Source organism: Archangium lipolyticum, from assembly GCF_024623785.1.
Classification (GTDB): domain Bacteria; phylum Myxococcota; class Myxococcia; order Myxococcales; family Myxococcaceae; genus Archangium; species Archangium lipolyticum.
The window spans coordinates 47532-64210 of record NZ_JANKBZ010000032.1 but is presented as its reverse complement, the minus strand read 5'-3'; the positions used below and the strand labels follow the sequence as shown (position 1 = coordinate 64210).

At 69.0% G+C, this 16679-nt stretch carries 13 protein-coding genes; 3 read left to right on the top strand and 10 right to left on the bottom strand.

The window, feature by feature from the left end:
• Positions 1-15: 15 nt before the first annotated feature.
• Positions 16-1806, bottom strand: a complete 1791-nt coding sequence (locus NR810_RS41900) for a serine/threonine-protein kinase (RefSeq protein ID WP_407653887.1) — start codon at positions 1804-1806, stop codon at positions 16-18.
• A 235-nt stretch (positions 1807-2041) separates the two neighbouring features.
• On the opposite strand from NR810_RS41900, the gene NR810_RS41895 reads away from it, so the two are divergent.
• Positions 2042-2800 carry an FHA domain-containing protein gene (locus tag NR810_RS41895; RefSeq protein ID WP_257460903.1) on the top strand — a complete coding sequence of 253 codons (759 nt, stop codon included), beginning with the start codon at positions 2042-2044 and terminating at the stop codon, positions 2798-2800.
• A 61-nt stretch (positions 2801-2861) separates the two neighbouring features.
• Here NR810_RS41895 and NR810_RS41890 read toward each other — a convergent pair whose 3' ends face one another.
• Positions 2862-3224 carry a TraR/DksA family transcriptional regulator gene (locus tag NR810_RS41890; RefSeq protein ID WP_204219612.1) on the bottom strand — a complete coding sequence of 121 codons (363 nt, stop codon included), beginning with the start codon at positions 3222-3224 and terminating at the stop codon, positions 2862-2864.
• Positions 3225-3353: 129 nt separating this feature from the next.
• On the opposite strand from NR810_RS41890, the gene NR810_RS41885 reads away from it, so the two are divergent.
• The gene (locus NR810_RS41885; RefSeq protein WP_257460901.1) at positions 3354-4235 is read left to right on the top strand and encodes a DNA integrity scanning protein DisA nucleotide-binding domain protein; all 882 of its coding nucleotides are present in this window, start codon (positions 3354-3356) and stop codon (positions 4233-4235) included.
• 62 nt (positions 4236-4297) lie between these two features.
• Here the strand turns inward: NR810_RS41885 and NR810_RS41880 are convergent, their stop codons facing one another.
• From NR810_RS41880 to dnaK, 5 genes are all read right to left on the bottom strand, one after another.
• Positions 4298-4852 carry a PspA/IM30 family protein gene (locus NR810_RS41880; RefSeq protein WP_257460900.1) on the bottom strand — a complete coding sequence of 185 codons (555 nt, stop codon included), beginning with the start codon at positions 4850-4852 and terminating at the stop codon, positions 4298-4300.
• Positions 4853-4866: 14 nt separating this feature from the next.
• Positions 4867-7176, bottom strand: a complete 2310-nt coding sequence (locus NR810_RS41875; RefSeq protein ID WP_257460899.1) for a vWA domain-containing protein — start codon at positions 7174-7176, stop codon at positions 4867-4869.
• A 14-nt stretch (positions 7177-7190) separates the two neighbouring features.
• Entirely contained in the window at positions 7191-9716 is a 2526-nt protein-coding gene (locus NR810_RS41870; protein WP_407653886.1) for an AAA family ATPase, read from the bottom strand.
• 104 nt (positions 9717-9820) lie between these two features.
• Positions 9821-10228: a thiol-disulfide oxidoreductase DCC family protein gene (locus NR810_RS41865; RefSeq protein WP_257460897.1), complete on the bottom strand. Its 408-nt coding sequence runs from the start codon at positions 10226-10228 to the stop codon at positions 9821-9823.
• A 167-nt stretch (positions 10229-10395) separates the two neighbouring features.
• Positions 10396-12309 carry a molecular chaperone DnaK gene (dnaK, locus tag NR810_RS41860; RefSeq protein ID WP_257460895.1) on the bottom strand — a complete coding sequence of 638 codons (1914 nt, stop codon included), beginning with the start codon at positions 12307-12309 and terminating at the stop codon, positions 10396-10398.
• A 345-nt stretch (positions 12310-12654) separates the two neighbouring features.
• Between dnaK and NR810_RS41855 the strand changes: the two genes are divergently transcribed.
• The gene (locus tag NR810_RS41855) at positions 12655-13746 is read left to right on the top strand and encodes a diacylglycerol/lipid kinase family protein (RefSeq protein ID WP_257460893.1); all 1092 of its coding nucleotides are present in this window, start codon (positions 12655-12657) and stop codon (positions 13744-13746) included.
• A gap of 137 nt (positions 13747-13883) precedes the next feature.
• On the opposite strand, the gene NR810_RS41850 is transcribed toward NR810_RS41855, so the two are convergent.
• The 3 genes from NR810_RS41850 to NR810_RS41840 all read right to left on the bottom strand — a co-directional run bounded on the left by NR810_RS41850 (position 13884) and on the right by NR810_RS41840 (position 16386).
• A complete protein-coding gene (locus NR810_RS41850; RefSeq protein WP_257460892.1) occupies positions 13884-14642 on the bottom strand; it encodes an SAM-dependent methyltransferase in 759 nt (252 codons plus the stop codon).
• Positions 14643-14719: 77 nt separating this feature from the next.
• Positions 14720-15037, bottom strand: coding sequence for an HP0495 family protein (locus tag NR810_RS41845; protein WP_257460891.1), 318 nt, complete (start codon positions 15035-15037; stop codon positions 14720-14722).
• A 26-nt stretch (positions 15038-15063) separates the two neighbouring features.
• The gene (locus NR810_RS41840; RefSeq protein ID WP_204219626.1) at positions 15064-16386 is read right to left on the bottom strand and encodes a PhoH family protein; all 1323 of its coding nucleotides are present in this window, start codon (positions 16384-16386) and stop codon (positions 15064-15066) included.
• Positions 16387-16679 lie beyond the last annotated feature (293 nt).

Genomic DNA, 16679 nt, shown 5'->3' with positions numbered 1-16679 from the left:
ACCCCCCGCCTCCGGCTAACGGCCGGCGGCGGAGGACAGGTCCGGCATCCGCTTGAGGATGGTGGCGCGGGCCTTGGAGTCCGGCAGGTCGCGCAGGTGGCGCCTCCACCAGCCGCGCGCCTCGTCGGTGATTTCACGCGCCCAGTACACCTCGCCGAGCATCAGCGACAGCTCGGGCGACGGGTTGAGGACGAAGGCGTTGCGGAACTCGGTGGCGGCCAGATCCAGGTTCTTGTTCTTGTAGGCGTCGTACCCCGCCTGCTGCCGCCGCTGCGCCTCCCCGAGGTTGCGCGGATCCTTGGGGATCTGCTGCTCGTACAGGGGCATGGAGGGATCGGGCACGAAGGCGCCCCCCTCGCGGCCGGGGATGGGCGCGTTCACCGGGGGAACGAAGGGCTCCTTCGTCGCCTGGTTGCGCCAGCTCGTGTAGAACCAGTAGCCGGCCAGGCCGAGCGTCCCCAGCGCCAGCGTGAGCACGAAGGCCTTGAGGAAACCGAACCCGCCCCCGGGGTCGGGAATGGTGGCCACGATGGCCTCGGTCTTGTCGTTGGCCAGGGCATGGTTGACGGTGGCCGCCGGGGCCCGCTCGACGGGTGGGAGTCTCTCGGTGGCCGAGCGCTCGGTGGGGAGCTTCTCGGTGGCCAAGCGCACGGGCGCGTGCGCCAGGGCCGGCGGCGGGCGCTCCCGCTCCCGCTCCGGCGCGGGCCGGCTCGGGGGAGCGAGCTGCGTGCGCTCCTGGGACATGCGGGCCATGGCGGCACCGGGCTGCATGCGCTCGGGCATGGCGCGCACGGTGGCGTCGGACTCGTTTTTCCCCCACGGATCGGTGATCTCCGTGCTCACCCCGCTGGGAGGAGGCGTAGCCCGGCGAGGCAGCGGGGCGAACACCCCCGCCGAGGCCGCCGCCGTGCGCCGGCCGGTGGCCGCCACGTTGGAGCGGCGCTCTCGCGGCTCTCGCTCCCGCTCCTTCTCCACCGCGAGCAGCTCGGCCTTGAAGGCCTCCGCGTCCTGCGGCCGGTCATCCGGGCTCTTGGAGAGGGCCCGCATGATGAGCCGCTCCATGGCCTGGGAGACGCGGATCTCCGGGCGCTTGCGCGACGGAGGGACGGGCTCCTCGGTGAGGTGCTTGGTGGCGTAACCCACCGCGGAGTCGGACTCGAAGGGGAGCCGGCCAGAGATGAGCTGGTAGAGGATGACGCCCACGGCGTACAGGTCCGAGCGGTGATCCAACGTGGCGCCGCGGGCCTGCTCGGGAGACATGTACTCGGGGGTGCCGCAGACGAAGCCGGTGCGGGTGAGCGTCGGGCCGTCCTCGCCGTCCTGGATCTTCGCGATGCCGAAGTCGAGCACCTTCACGAAGTCCGGCTCGTTGCGGCGCTGCTCCACCATGATGTTCTCGGGCTTGAGATCCCGGTGGATGACGCCGGCGGCGTGCGCGTCGTAGAGGGCGGAGAGTACCTGGCTGACGATGCGGATGACGCGCGGCTCGGGCAGCGGGCCGTCCTTGCTCAGGACGGTGTGCAGGTCCTGCCCCGGCACGAACTCCATGGCGATGAAGAGGGCGCCGTCCTCTGTCACGCCGAAGTCGAGGATGCTGATGGAGTTGGGGTGGTTGAGGCGGCTGGCGGCCTTGGCCTCGCGCTTGAAGCGGGCCACGGTCCGGTCATCCCCCAGCAGGGTGTGACGCAGCACCTTGAGCACCACCAGCTTGTCCAGGGCGACCTGACGGGCACGGTACACCTTGCCCATCCCACCCTCACCGATGAGGGCCTCGACCTGGTACTTCTGGGCGATGGTGCGTCCGATGTACTCGTCCGCCTCCCCGCGGGCGAGCGTGGCGCCGCAGGCGGGGCAATATTTGGAAACATCACCGGCGTCAGCGCGGCAGCTCGGACAATGCAAGGGACTTCCCGGAATGCAGGGGTCTGGGGGGTGTTGGTCCCCGAACTTCCCACGAGCGTCGGGTCGCCCGCAAGGTGGACGGGCATTGCTTTGTGCCCGCGCAACCCTCCACGGGGCTTGATATGTAAGCCCGCCCGCCATGGTCTACTGCCCCCGCTGCGACGCAGAGAACCCCGACTCCGCCTCCACCTGTCATGCCTGTGGCTCGCCCGTACGCGCGGGCGGCACCATGGTGATGGCGGCGCCGAAAGTGACGGCCCGGCCCCAGGTGGCCCTGCGCGTGGTCCGGGCCGACGGAGGCCCCGAGTCCGTGGTGCGGATGACCCGGGACACCCTCACCTGCGGCCCCCAGGGGGACCTGGTCCTCTCGGACGACCCCTTCATCATGCCCGTCCAGGCCCGCTTCTTCTTCTCGGGCGCCCGGCTGGTGGTGGAGGACGTGGGCGGGGCCAACGGCGTCTTCGTGCGCCTGCGTCAGGACAAGGAGCTGCCGGTGGGTGGGGAGCTGCGCCTGGGCCGGCAGCGGCTGGTGCTCGAGCCCATTCCCGCCGCGGCGGTGGGTCCGGGTGGCGCCCACATCTGGGGCTCTCCCGACCCGGGCTATCGGCTGAGGCTGGTGCAGATCCTGGAGGGAGGGGTGCGCGGGGCGGCCTTCCCGCTCAAGGAGGGGGACAACCACCTGGGGCGCGAGCAGGGGGACATCGCGTTCCCGACGGACGGCTTCGTGTCGGGGCGTCACGCGCTGCTGCATGTGAAACAGGACCGGCTGCGGGTGCGGGACGTGGGTTCGTCCAACGGCACCTTCATCCGGCTGACCGGCCCCGTGTTCGTGGAGAACGGGGACCACTTCCTCATCGGCCGCCAGCTGCTCCGGGTGGAGATCCAACTGGCGGCCTGAGAGAGGCAGGAGGTCTCACGCGGGCCCGTGCGCGAGGTCCTCCTGCCCTGCTCCCACGGCATCAGCCGTAGGACTTCTCCTTCTTCTCCTGCTCCTCCTTGCAGCGGATGCACAGCGTGGTGACAGGCCGCGCCTCCAGCCGCTTGGGGGAGATCTCCTCCTCGCACCGCTCGCAGATACCGAAGGTGCCGTCCTCGATGCGGGCCAGGGCCCGATCGATCTTCTGCATCAGGAACTTCTCCCGGTCGCGCAGGCGGAACGCCATGGACTGGGCATACTCGGAAGAGGCCTGGTCGATCTCGTCGGGGAGATCATCGGTGTCGAAGCTTGCTTCTTCCACCAGGGTCTTCTTGGCGCTCTCCAGCAGGCTCGTCTTGCTGTCCTCGAGCATCTTCTTGTAACGCTTGAGATCTTTCTGGTTCACAGCCTTAGGCTCCCGTCTGCGGGGAAATGGGCCCGGTACTCCGGAAAAAAAGGCCGGAAAGCTTTATTCACGTGCGGTCTGATGTCAAGGAGACCTGACCTACCTATAACAGGGGGCGAAGTCGTACCCATGAGCGAAGCCTCGAAATTCGATCGGGAGTTCCTACGAGCCGCCCTCTCGCTTGCTGGAAAGGGGGACGTGGACCACTTCCTCTACATCAGCGATACGCTCATTCCCCCGGAGGACCTGCGGCGGCAGCAGGCGAAGCGCAAGCTCGTCTACGCGGTGACCTCGGACAACATCGCTCAGGATCTGCTTTCCAAGAAGCAGAAGGCGTTGGTGATTCCGGCCTACGACTACTCGCGCACCGAGCGGGTGAAGGTGGCGCTCGTGTCGGCCCTGTCACAGGGGGCGTTCAAGGAGGGGGACCTGGTGCTGGCGATGACGGGGAAGCTCGGGAAGGCCCCGGACACGCTGATGCAGATGCGCATCGGTGGCTCCCTGGACGACCGGCTGACCATCGAGGGCGTGAAGCTGGGGGACGAGTTCAACTCGCAGGTGGTGGACGCGCTCATCCAGCTGGCGCTGCAGGTCGGCCAGGAGGGCTTCGAGGGCCACCCCATCGGGACGATCATCACGATTGGCGATCACACGAGCGTGATGGAGAAGAGCCGGCAGATGACGATCAACCCGTTCCAGGGTCTGTCGGAGGCCGAGCGCAACGTGCTGGATCCGAAGATCCGCGAGGCGATCAAGAACTTCTCGGTGCTGGACGGGGCATTCGTCATCCGGGAGGACGGGGTGGTGCTGGCGGCGGGCCGCTACCTGTCAGCGTCGGATGACGCGGTGAAGATCCCGCTGGGACTCGGAGCGAGGCACGCGGCGGCGGCGAGCATCACGTCGATGACGAAGAGCATCGCGCTGGTGGTGAGCCAGACGTCGGGAGCGGTACGACTCTTCAAGGGAGGCAACATCGTGCTGGAGCTGCACCAGACCGCGCGCCGCACGTAGCCCATCACCCCTCTCCCCCTGGGAGAGGGACGGGGTGAGGGTATGCGCCCCCCGGGTTCCCCCTACCCACGCTCCTCGCGGTAGATCTCCGCGAGCGCATGGGCACGTTCGATCTCATCGCGCGCGGCGTCCAGGGCGAGCACCTTGTCGAAGCGCTCCACCTGCTCTTGCAGGGCTCCGGTCACCAGCCCGCCCACCGCGAGCCGGGCGGAGGCGCTCTCGCGCTCGGCGCGAAGCTCGGCCACCCGGTTGCCAATGTCCGCGGCGGCCTCCAGCAGCAGCTTGCTGTCCTGCTCGGCGCGCTGGAGCGAGTCCTGCGTGGTCCGCAGCAGCGCCTGGGTCTGGGCCCGGTCGCGTTCGAGCGTAGCGGCGACCTTGGCGTCCCCCTTCTCGTCCGCGACGCCCCGCCGCTTGGAGAGCTCCTCCAGGCGTTTGGCGTACCGATCCTCGGAGCGGACCAGGTCGCCCTTGAGCGCCAGCAGGGTGGCGGCGGACTTGCGGACCTCGGCCGCCTGGCGCTCCAGGTCCTCGATGAGCTGATCAAAAGCCGCGAGCGGATCCGTGGGCTTCTCGGGCTTGGGCGGCTTCTTCTTCTTGCGCAACCAGTCGAAGAGCATGGGCGGGGGCCAGACTACTCGAACGGGCGGCAGAGCAGGCGCACGCGCTCGAGGCGCTCGTGCACCTGTGAACCTCCCGTGGCGAGCGCGGCGAGGTAGCGCGTGGGGTTGAGCTGGTACACCCCGAGCAGGTGCTGCAACAGGGAGAGGCTCTCGGTGGCGCGGCGCTCGGCGGGGGCGAGCGCGGCGGCCTCCACGAGGGCATCGAGGATGTCGGCCACGCGGGCGATGACCTCGGGGCCGGAGCGCTCGCCCGCCAGCTTCTGGGCGGAGACCCGCGAGGGCTCCGGGAAGAGGGCATCGAAGGAGGCCTCCGAGGCCACGGGCGAGGAGGACATGGTGCGCCCCGCGGCGAGCGCCTCGAGGGCGTCCAGGTGGGGCATGAGCGCCTCGACGCGCTCCGGGGTGACGGGCACGTCGCGCGGAAGGAGGGTGCGCCAGGGGCTGTCGAACTCGGTGCGCGCCCACTGGATCTCCTGGTCGGAGAGGTGGTGGTAGAAGGCACGGCCTCCGCGGCCGCGCTGCTCCTGGACCAGCGACTTGAGATCCGGGTTCTCCTCGCCGAGCGAGATGAAGCTGAGCGAGATGTCCAGCGCGTCCATGGGAGCGCGGGTGCGGCGGATGAGGTCCAGGTCGACGCGATCCTCGCCGTCGGTGATGAGGACCACGGTGGCGCGGGCGAGGTACGGGTCCCTTCCCCGCGCGGCGCGGATGGAGTCGAAGGCGGACATGAGCGCGAGGGTGATGTCCGTCTGTCCCTCGGCGGGCGAATCGCGGAAGAGCTTCTCGATCTGCCGGGTGGCCTCGCGGGCCGTGTCCACGCGGGCCAGCTCGGTGGGGGTGTCGTTGAAGAAGGAGAAGTAGATCGGATCGAAGGGCAGCCCCTGGCGCGCCTTGACGCGGAGGTTGTTGAGCTCGGCGATGATGAGGGCGTCGCGGAAGCGGGCACGCGCGCCGTGCATGGAGCCCGAGGCATCACAGACGTACACGCGCACGGCGGTGCGCCGCATCTTCTTGACCTGCGGAGGAGGCTCGTCCTCCAGGTAGGCGCGCACCATCTGGCGGTGGGAGGCCAGATCGTGGAGGAGCATCCGCGGGTCCGAGATGACGAAGTTGTGCACGTCGTGCAGGCTGCCCGTGCGCTCGAACGTCATGTTCTGCGTGGGGTATGGCACCCGCTTCGGCGCGGGACGCACCTTCTGGGTGTTCACCTCGACGACTTCCTCGGTGAGCGAGTCCTCCACGTCGAAGTAGCGGCCGCACCCGGCCGCCAGCTCGAACGCGGCGAGCTGCTCGGGCTTCAGCGAGAAGGCGAGGTCCGCGAGCAGATCGTCCGCGCTGGAGGCCTTCGGTGCCTCCCGGGCCGCCTTCCCTGCCTCGATGGCGGGGGGTTCCTCTCCGAACCAGCGGGTCAGGTCGTCGCGCTCGGCGGACTCCAACAGGACGCGCATCGGCTCGCGCGAGGGCATCAGCGGCTCGAGTGCCGCGCGGGCCGCCGCCGCGAGCCGGGCATCGTTCGCCTCCAAGGCGCGCTCGTAGAGCCCGCGGAGCGAGCGCCAGGCCATCCCCGGCTCCCGGCGCGCGGTGCGCTTCACCTCCTGCACCAGCGCTTCGAGCGAGCGCGTCGCCGGCTGCTCCCGGACGCGCTCGCGGGCCTGGGCCACCTCGTTGCGCAGGGCCACGCCCCGGTCCCGGTCGTGTTCCATGCCGATGCGCAGGAGGATCTCATGGGCGATGTCCAGGTCGCGCCGCTTCTGGACCAGGTCATCCACGTTGTTCCGAGCCCGCTGCGCGAGGAACTCGGCCACGGCCATGCGGGCCTTGCTCGGAGGCGCTCCCCGCTCGTTCCAGACGGGGCCGGGCCGGGCGAAGATCTCGAGCGCGTCCTCTTGTTGGGACGGGAGCGAGGGGTTCGAGAAGAGGTCCGCCACCCGCAGCACGCGCGCGAGCCGGATGAAGCCCCGCTCCAGCGCGGTGCGCGCCCCGGGAGGCGTCCGCCCCGCGAGGTGCATCTTCTCCACCGCGTCGAGGGTCCGCTCGAACTCCTCCAGCGACTCGTCCGCGCGGGAGCGCAGGCCCGCGGCCAGGTCCCCCGCCCTGCCCTTCTTCACGCCGAGCTCGAGCAACAGGCGCGCGTCCGCGAGGGTGTGCACCCCCACCCGCTCCAGCGCCCGATCGAGCGCGGTGACGATGGGCAGGGACAGGTCCACCTCTCCCGGGGCGGTGAGCCCGCGCCACCACCCGCGCAGGCCCTCGGTGTGGGACGGGCCCCCCTGGAGCGCGTCCAACCGGAGCCGCAGCCGTGCGAGCCGCGATGCGAGCACGCGTCAGCTCCTCCTCACAGCGAGGCCCGCAGCTCCAGCAACTGCTTGCTGAAGCGGCTGAAGTCGTCGTCGATGCCGCGCAGCACGCTCTCCAGCTTGCGCGCGCTCTCGCCCAGCTCGCCGGGAATGGCGCTCAACTGCGCGAGCAGCCCCTTGATGCGCACCAGCTCGCCCTCCTTGAGGGTGAGCAGCGGGAAGCGGCTCTTCACCAGGCGGTCGAAGACCTGATCCGCGGTGGCGCGGTTCTGGATGGCCTGTGCACCCGGCAGGCCGGTGAGGAGCTGGGTGAGCCAGCTGCGCAGGAACTTGATGCGTGTCTGCACGAAGGACAGCTCCACCCGGGCCAGCGCCTCGCGGATGCCCTCGGAGAGGAAGGACGCAGCGGAGGGCGGCCGCGCGAAGGCGAGCTGTCCGTCCAGGCCGAACAGCGCGGCGAGCTCACCATCGCGGAGATGGGAGGAGAACTCGCTCCGGTAGAAGGTGTAGGCCTCGCCACTGACGGCGGCATGGGGGGCCGGCGGAGGACTCGCCACCTCCCGCCCGATGGCCCGCACGTACTCGCGCAGGCGCACCTCGAGCAACTCCCGGCACTCGGAGAACACGGGCTCCGGGGCCAGACCCTCGCGCCGCAGGTTCTCCGCCACCACCTGCACCGTGCGCGAGAGCTGATCGATCCGCTCGAAGGGCGTGGTGGACAGCACGTCACGCGCGTAGGCGAACCCGAGCGGCTGCAGCAGCTCCTGCTTGAGGCCGCGCTGCGCGGGGTCCAGCTTGCACAGGGCCTGCTCAAGCTGGCCGAGCCGGCGGGAGTCCGCCGCGAGCGCATCGAGCGGATCCCTCCGGCCGCGCGAGCCCGGGAAGACGCTCTCCGAGCGCTGACGGAGGGCGGCCACGGCGCGCCGCCGGGCCTCGGCTTCCGCGGTCCGCAGCCGCACCACGGCGCCCGCGCTGCCCTCGGCGATCAGCGCCAGGAGCGCGCCCACCTGGCCCAGCTCCTCGGCGAGGTTGTCCGCCAGGCCGACCAGCGCCTCCAGCACCACCGACTCGTCGAAGGCGAGGCTCTCGGCGTTCAGGGCCATCAGCTCCAGCGCCTGCATGACGAAGCGGGCCACCGATTCACTCAGCACGGGCAGCCGGGGACGCAGCTCCGGCACCTGACGGCACAGCTCCAACGTCTCCGAGAGCGCGGCGAAGACGGCCATGCCCGCGCGAGGCTCCGAGCCCTCGACGGGGCCGCGCGCCACCCGCTGCTCCACCACCGCGAGCAGCCCGCGCGCGGCGCCCAGCAGGGCCGTGCGGTTCTCCGGGTGCCGGGGCCCCGGAACGAGCTTGGTGCGCAGTCGCTGCGCCGTGGTGGAGACGATGCCGGGCTGGAAGCTGCGCGCGAGCGCCTCCACGGGCTTGAGGTCCTCGGCCGCGCCGAGCGAGGCCGCCTCGCGCTCCACGCCCGTGCCCAGCTCCGCGCGGACCTTGGCCAGCGCGGCGTCGAAGGCCTTCTGCTCGATGCGGACGATCTCCAATTGCGCGCGCTCGCGCGGGTCCACCGCCACCTTGAGGAGCGACTCGACCTCCTCGGCCTGTGGCCCGCCGAGCAGGAAGAACCAGCGCAGCGCGTCCAGGTCCTCCACGGTGGCCTCGAGCGGCCGGTCCGGACGGCGGTAGAGCTGATCCCTCACCACCGCGGCCTTGAGGGCCCAGAGCGCCTTCACCACCGAGCGTTGGGAGAAGTACTTGGTGGGGACGTAGTCGGGCAGCTTGGACACCTGGGCCGTGAGCGCGCGCTCCAGCTCGTCGGCGAGCATCTCGATGGCCTCGAGCAGGTTGCTGGACACCCCCACCCGCTCCACGGCCTCCTGCAGCACGTCGAGTTGCTGCAGGGTGAGGCCGGCGCGCAGATCCGGCCGCATGTTGGAGGCGAAGCGGTGCAGCATGGCCGCGCGGCTGGGACGCCGGGCGAAGGACTTGGGCACGAAGGAGATGAAGCTGAGCCGGTCCGCGAAGGCCAGCAGCAGCTCCGGCGAGCGCGCCAGCACCTCGGAGAGGTAGCGGTTGCTGGTCATGATGGCGCACTCGATGCGTCCCGTCGTCACCCGGCGCCCGTGCTTGAGCTCGCGCTCGTGCAGGACGTTGAGGATGGAGCGCAGGAGCATGTCGCGCCCGTCGAAGACCTCGTCGAGGAAGGCGTGGGTGGCACCCAGCATGCCGTCCTCGGTGATGAACTCGGTGCGGCCCGTCTCGGTGAGCACCTTGAAGTCCACCGGGCCGATGAGGTCCGTCTGCACGGTGGATTCGGCGATCTGCTTGGCGAAGAGGGACGGCTGCCCCGTCTTCTCGTCGAGAATGCGCCCCAGCACCGACGAGGCGATGGCGCTCTTGGCGGTCCCCGGCGGCCCCACCACCAGCACGTGCTCCCGGCACAGCAGCGCGAGCTCGATCTGGGTGAAGAGCGTCTCACGCTCGAGGTAGGCCTCGCGCAGCTCCTGGAAGAAGTGGCGGAAGGCCTGCGCGGCCTGGGGGTAGACGTGAGAGGGAGAGTGGATCACGGTCGCTCTGGCTGAGACAGGAGGCGCCATCGTAGCCCCCCCCGCCGCCCCATTTGAAGGGTGCGGCCCCCGTGCTCAGGATTGAACCGGCCGGTCGGCCCTCACTTGAAGTGCACGGCGCACGCGCCGTCCGAGCACGTCCGCCCCGCGATGCGGAAGCGGTAGCGGGCGATGAGGCCGTAGAGCCAGTCCGCCACCTGCCGGAGCCCCGGCACGTAGTAGACGAAGAGCAACTTGCCGAGCGGCCTGCGCCCCAGGGCCTGCACCACGGCCTCGGCACCCTCGAAGACCCGCCCGTCCCCCTGGACGAGCTGCATCGCCTTCTCGCACCGATCGGGCTGGACGCCGGGGAAGGCGGCCAACACCCCCTCGTCCCGGAACGAGCGCAGCTCCGTACCGCTGCTCCCCAACAGCCGCTCGAACTGCTTCGCCGCCCCACGACACAGCCGGCAATGCCCGTCGTACAGGATGACATCATGCCCCGGGGGCGTCGTCGTCAGCGCCTTCATGGGTCTCCTCCCGCCGTGTCCGGTCCTTGCTGCCGTTGGAGTTTCTCATAATCGAAGGGCCGGACACTCCCGCTCGGGAGCTCCGGCCCTTCTCTGGGTTCAACCCGGGATGTCAGCGACCCTCACCCCAGCCCTCCCGGAGGGAGAGGGAGGGTGGGTGGCTCCGATTATGACTGGCGGAACTCGGCGTCCACCACGTCGTCCTTCGGCTTGGCCGAGCTGCCCGGAGCCGCGCCCTGCTCAGCGCCCGGAGGAGGCGGAGCACCGGCGCCCGGAGCACCACCCGTGGCCTTGTACATCTCCTCGGCCACCTTGTAGCTGGCCTGCTGCAGCCGCTCCAACGCGCCCTTGATGGCGTCCTTGTCCTGGCCCTCGCGCACCTCGTTGAGGCCCTTGATGGCCGCCTCGAGCGTCGACACCGCGTCCGGCGACAGCTTCTCGCGGTTGTCCTTCACCATCTTCTCCGCGGCGTACGCCTGCGCCTCGGCCTGGTTCTTCAGCTCCACCAGCTCGCGGCGGGCCTTGTCGGCGGCCTCGTTCTCCTTGGCCGCGTTGACCATCTTCTCCACCTCGTCCTTCGCCAGACCGGACGAGTGGGTGATGGTGACCTTCTGCTCCTTGCCCGTCGCCTTGTCCTTGGCGCTGACGTTGAGGATGCCGTTGGCGTCGATGTCCAGCGTCACCTCGATCTGCGGCACGCCGCGCGGCGCCGGCGGCAGGCCCGTCAGGTGGAAGCGGCCCAGGCTCCGGTTGTCACCGGCCATCTCGCGCTCACCCTGCAGGATGTGGATCTCCACCTGCGTCTGGCCATCCGCCGCCGTGGAGAACGTCTCCGACTTGCGGGTGGGGATGGTGGTGTTGCGCTCGATGAGCTTGGTCATCACGCCGCCCAGCGTCTCCACGCCCAGCGACAGCGGGGTGACGTCCAGCAGCAGGATGTCCTTCACCTCGCCCGCGAGCACGCCGGCCTGCACCGCCGCGCCCACCGCCACCACCTCGTCCGGGTTCACCGAGCGGTTCGGCTCCTTGCCGAACAGCCGCTTCACCGCCTCCTGCACCTTCGGGATGCGCGTGGAGCCACCCACCAGGACCACCTCGTTGAGGTCCTTGAGGTCCACACCCGAGTCCTTCAGGCACTTGCGGCACGGCTCCAGCGAGCGCTCGACGAGGGTGTCGATCATCGCCTCGAACTTGGCCCGCGTCAGCCGGACGTTGAGGTGCTTGGGACCCGAGGCGTCCGCCGTGAGGAACGGCAGGTTGATCTCCGTCTCCATGGTGCTGGACAGCTCGATCTTCGCCTTCTCCGCCGCCTCCTTCAGGCGCTGGAGGACCATCTTGTCCTTGGAGACGTCGATGCCGTTGTCCTTCTTGAACTCGGCGATCAGCCAGTCCATGAGCGTGTGGTCGATGTTGTCGCCGCCCAGGTGGGTGTCACCGTTGGTGGCGAGCACCTCGACCACGTTCTCACCCACCTCCAGGATGGAGATGTCGAACGTGCCGCCGCCGAAGTCGTAGACGGCGATCTTCTCGTCCTTCTTCTTGTCCAGGCCGTACGCGAGCGCCGCCGCGGTGGGCTCGTTCACGATGCGCCGCACGGTGAGGCCGGCGATCTCGCCCGCGTCCTTGGTGGCCTGGCGCTGGGCGTCGTTGAAGTACGCCGGGACGGTGATGACCGCCTCGGTGACCTTCTCACCCAGGTAGTTCTCCGCGGCGCGCTTCAGCTTGAGGAGCACCTGCGCGGAGATCTCCGGCGCGCTGTACTGCTTGCCGTCGAGCTCCACGCGCGCGTCGCCATGGGGGCCACGTACCACCTTGTAGGGGACGAGCTTCGCCTCCTCGGTGGTCTCCTCGTAGCGCCGGCCCATGAAGCGCTTGATGGAGTAGATGGTCCGCTCGGGGTTGGTGATGGCCTGCCGCTTGGCCACCTGCCCCACCAGCCGCTCCCCATCCTTGGCGAACGCGACGACCGAGGGCGTGGTACGGCTCCCCTCCTCGTTGGTGAGGACCTTGGGCTCGCGACCCTCCATGATAGCCACCACGCTGTTGGTGGTTCCCAGGTCGATGCCGATGATCTTACCCACGGTATGTAACCTCCGGAAATAACTACGGAAAACATCCCGGAGCCCTCATTGGCTCCGATATGTGCCCAACGTAACCACCCACCCGGGGGTGTCAAACCACGTCAAGCTGCGTCACACGCGAGCCACCGGGCTGCCACGGGTGCGTAACGCGCTCTCCACCTCCGCCACCCGCTGTTTGCAACCGGCCGGCCGGGCGCTCATTAGCGGACGCGCCAACCCCTTGAAAAGACAGGTGTAGGACAAGATAACGCCTCGCGTCAGTCTTTGGCTGAGAATGTGCACTGTACCGGGGGGCGCGTTGCTGTGTGGCAACGACACGCTCCTACCCCCCTTGGAGGCAGCCTCATGCTGGTACAGCCACTTCGGTCCGTGGATCCGCGCCAGATTCCGTCCGTCACCGGTGCGCCCGAGCACAAGGTCGCGGTGCTGCTCAACGCCAATGCCCGCAAGGTCGACGCACGGGTGGTGAAGTCGCTCTCACACGTGGTGCCGGAGCAGGATTTGTTCCTGTCGCGCTCGGAGCTGGACTGCCGGCGCATCGTGCAGACGGTGCTGGAGCGCAACTATCCGGTGGTGTTCACGGGAGGCGGAGACGGCACGTTCCTGGGCTTCGCCAACGAGATGTTCCGCCAGTTGGATCCCCGAGGCCGCTTCGCGGGCAAGCGGGCGCCGCGCTTTGGCGTGTTGAAGCTGGGCACGGGGAATGGCCTGGCCACGTACGTGAACGCGGGTGGAGGCCACGACGGCATCCTGCAGGACGTGGTGAGGGCGCGAGCGGGCCAGGTGCCGGGCCACCGGCGGATGGACCTGCTGATGGTGGACGGCAAGCGCACGCCGTTCGCGGGGCTGGGCGTGGATGGGAAGCTGCTCAACGACTACATCTGGGTGAAGAGCAACCTGGGACGAGGCTTCTTCAAGAAGATGCTGTCGGGCCCGGGCGGCTACTTCTCGGCGGTGGCGTTCAAGACGGTGCCGCACTACCTGACGAACTCGACGTGGGTGGAGTGCGAGGTCATCAACGGCCAGGCGGGAGAGGCGTACCGGGTGGGGCCGGATGGAAACCCGGTGGGGGCGCCCATCGCGCCGGGAGAGAGGATCTTCAAGGGCGAGCTGATGATGGCGGCGGCGGCGACGATGCCCTTCTACGGGTACGGCTTCCGGATGTTCCCCTTCGCGGGTGAGCGCCGGGGGATGATGCAGCTGAGGCTGGGCCAGATGCAGGCGGCGAACATCCTGGCGAACCTGCCGAAGCTGTGGGCGGGCCGTTGGTTCCCGGAAGGCCTGCAGGACTTCTACGCGAGCGAGGTGCACATCCGCTTCGCGAGGCCGATGCCGTTCCAGGTGGGAGGGGACGCGGCGGGCTACCGGGAGGAAGTGAAGCTGAGCGTGGCGCCAGAATCCGTGGAGCTGCTGGACTTCCACGGAGCGGTGCACTGACTCCCCACCCTCTCCCACCGGGAGAGGGCCGGGGTGAGGGTATCAAGCGCCTCGGGTTGTCCCTGTGTATGCCCCCTCTCCCTCTGGGAGAGGGCTGGGGTGAGGGTCAGTTCCCCTGCCCGTCCCCCAACAAAGCCCTAGCCGCGATCACGCGAGGCAGGAGGCCGCTCCCCGGGCTCCTTGCGGCGGCCCACGAGGAACGCATAGCTGGCCGTGGCCTTCCCGCTCTCACGGTGAAGGGCCATCTCCTCGCGCAACCAGCGAGCCGACTCAGCCGGAGCGCTGGCAAGATGAGGCTCCAGTTCCTTGTAGAGGGTATCCAGCTCGGCGTCCTGGAGGGACTCCGCGGACTCGGGCTCGAAGCCGGCCTGGGCCAGCTCGTGGAGCAGCTCACGGGGGAGCAGCAGGGGGGAACCCAGGCGTCGCTCCCAGAACTCGATCACCGCGCGAGGCGTCACGCGGCCCACGCGAACCGGGTAGGTAATCCCCACGCGGCCCTTGTGGGCCAGCAGGGGCCGGAGGGTGCTCAGGGCATCGGGCAGGGCCATCAGCACGCGGCCCTGGCAGAGGACGGCATCGAACTCGCCCTCGCGGAAGGAGGGCTTGCGGAAGTCGACGCGCCGCACCTCGACGCGCCCATCCAGGGCGAGCGAGTGCACCCGCTCCTTCATCCGGGAGACGATCGCCTCGTCGGCGTCCGCGGCGACGACCGAGCAACCAAACTCCTGGGCGAGCAGCACACTGGCCAGGCCGGAGGGGCCGCAGCCCAGCTCGAGCACGCGCCCGCCCTCCTCCAACTGCGCCACCCTCGCGAAGCGGCGCGTGGCGGCCTCGGAGCAGAAGGGGCGCCGAGCATCACCAGGGAAGTAGAGCGGGAAGGGCTCGGCCGTGCTCATGAGAAGCCCCTTCTACACTGCCGGACCCGAATCGCCAATTCCCCTCGGCGGAGCGGCGGACGGGGTGCCGGCCGCCCTCAGAGGTAGTAGACGACCCGCTGCTCCTGACGGAGGCGGGCATAGATGGAGCGGCGGTGCTCCTCGGACAGCAGGTACACCGAGACGCTCAAGGAGACGTAGGTGCCCTTGCTGCTGGGCTGCTCACGGATGGAGTCCGGGGAGATCTCCGTGCCCATGAGCGCCCGGAAGAGACCGCGCACGTAGTCGGCGAAGTCCGGGGCCTGCCGGCCCATGACCTTGAAGGTGTAGACAGTGGGGTAGTCGATGAGCGGCTTGTTCTCCTGGCCGTCACCGCTGCCCTGGGTGGCTCCGTCTCCCTTTCCGTCTCCCTTCATGACTGCATCCTCGTGCGGCGCAGGGGCTAGAGGAGGTTGGCCGCGAGCTCGGCCAGGGCGCTGCGCTCGCCCTTGGCCATGGTGATGTGGCCCGCGATCTTCTCGTTCTTGAAGCGGTTGACCACGTGGACGAGGCCGTTGTTGGTCGCGTCCACGTACGGGTTGTCTATCTGGAACGGGTCCCCGGTGAGAATGATTTTCGTGTTGTCGCCCACGCGGGTGATGATGGTCTTGACCTCGTGGGGGGTGAGGTTCTGGGCCTCGTCGATGATGATGTACTGGTTGGGGATGCTGCGCCCGCGAATGTAGGTGAGGGCCTCGATCTCCATCAGACCCAGGTCGATCAGCTCGTGGTAGCCGCGGCCGGCCTTCTTGTCGGCGCGGCTGAGGTTCATGAGGAACTCCACGTTGTCGAAGATGGGCTGCATCCAGGGGTTCATCTTCTCTTCCAGTGTGCCCGGCAGGTACCCGATGTCCCGGCCGAGCGGGAAGACAGGCCGGCTGACGAGCAGCTTCTGGTAGGTGCCCTCCTCGGTCACCTTGTGGAGCCCGGCGGCGATGGCCAGCAGCGTCTTGCCCGTACCGGCCTTGCCCACGATGGTGACGAGCTTGATGTCGTCGTTCATCAGGAGGTCGAGGGCAAAGCTCTGCTCCATGTTGCGCGGGCGGATGCCCCAGACGCCCTCGCTCTTCATGCCGCGCAGCAGCGGCACCACCCGGCCCCGGGCGGCGTTGAAGCGGCCCATGGCGGTGTGGGACGGGTTGGTCTCGTCCTTGAGGAGGATGAACTGGTGCGGGGAGAGCTTGTCCTGGCCGGAGAGCTCCACCTCGGCGCCGGACTTGTACATCTGGTCCACCACCTCGCGGGGGACCAGGCGCTCGGTGAAGCCGGTGTAGAGCTCGGTGATCTCCACACGCTCGGCGTCGTAGTCCTCGGCGATGAGACCCAGGGCGTCCGCGCGGATGCGCAGGTTGGTGTCCTTGGTGATGAAGACGGCCGGGGACTGGGGCTCGCGCTCCATCAGGTCGATGGCCACCGCGAGGATGCGGTTGTCCATCAGGTTGCTGTCCGCCATGGAGAGCGGCAGGTCCCTGTCGGTGAAGCACACGCGCAGCACGCCGCCATGGGGCAGGCGCACCCCGTCCTTCAGAGACCCCTCTTCCCGGAACGAGTCCAGGTAGCGCGCCACCAGACGCGCGTTGCGTCCCAGCTCGGAGAGATCGCGCTTGAACTGATCGATCTCCTCGATGACGTAGATGGGGATGATGACGTTGTGTTCCTTGAAGCCGTAGATGGAGCGCGGGTCGTGGAGGAGGACGTTGGTGTCGAGAATGAAGTTCTTTCGCATCGTGTGGAGCGCGACCTCGAAGTGGGTGCGACCGCTGGAACCGACCGTGCGACGGGACCCCGACTGACGGAACGCTTCTGCGTCTGACTGCCAGCCTGAATATAGGCCCGGCTTCCCACGTGGACAGCCCACCAGGGCCATCGAATGTGTACCTGGAGTGTAACGCGCGGGGTCATGCGGGGAGTCCCACGGGACCCCTGATCCGGGGATCAGGGAACACCCCCCTGAGCCGCTCCGCCCACCCTCCCCTGGCGTCTCCCAGAGGACACTCCAGGGCCGGGCGAGGGAGCTGG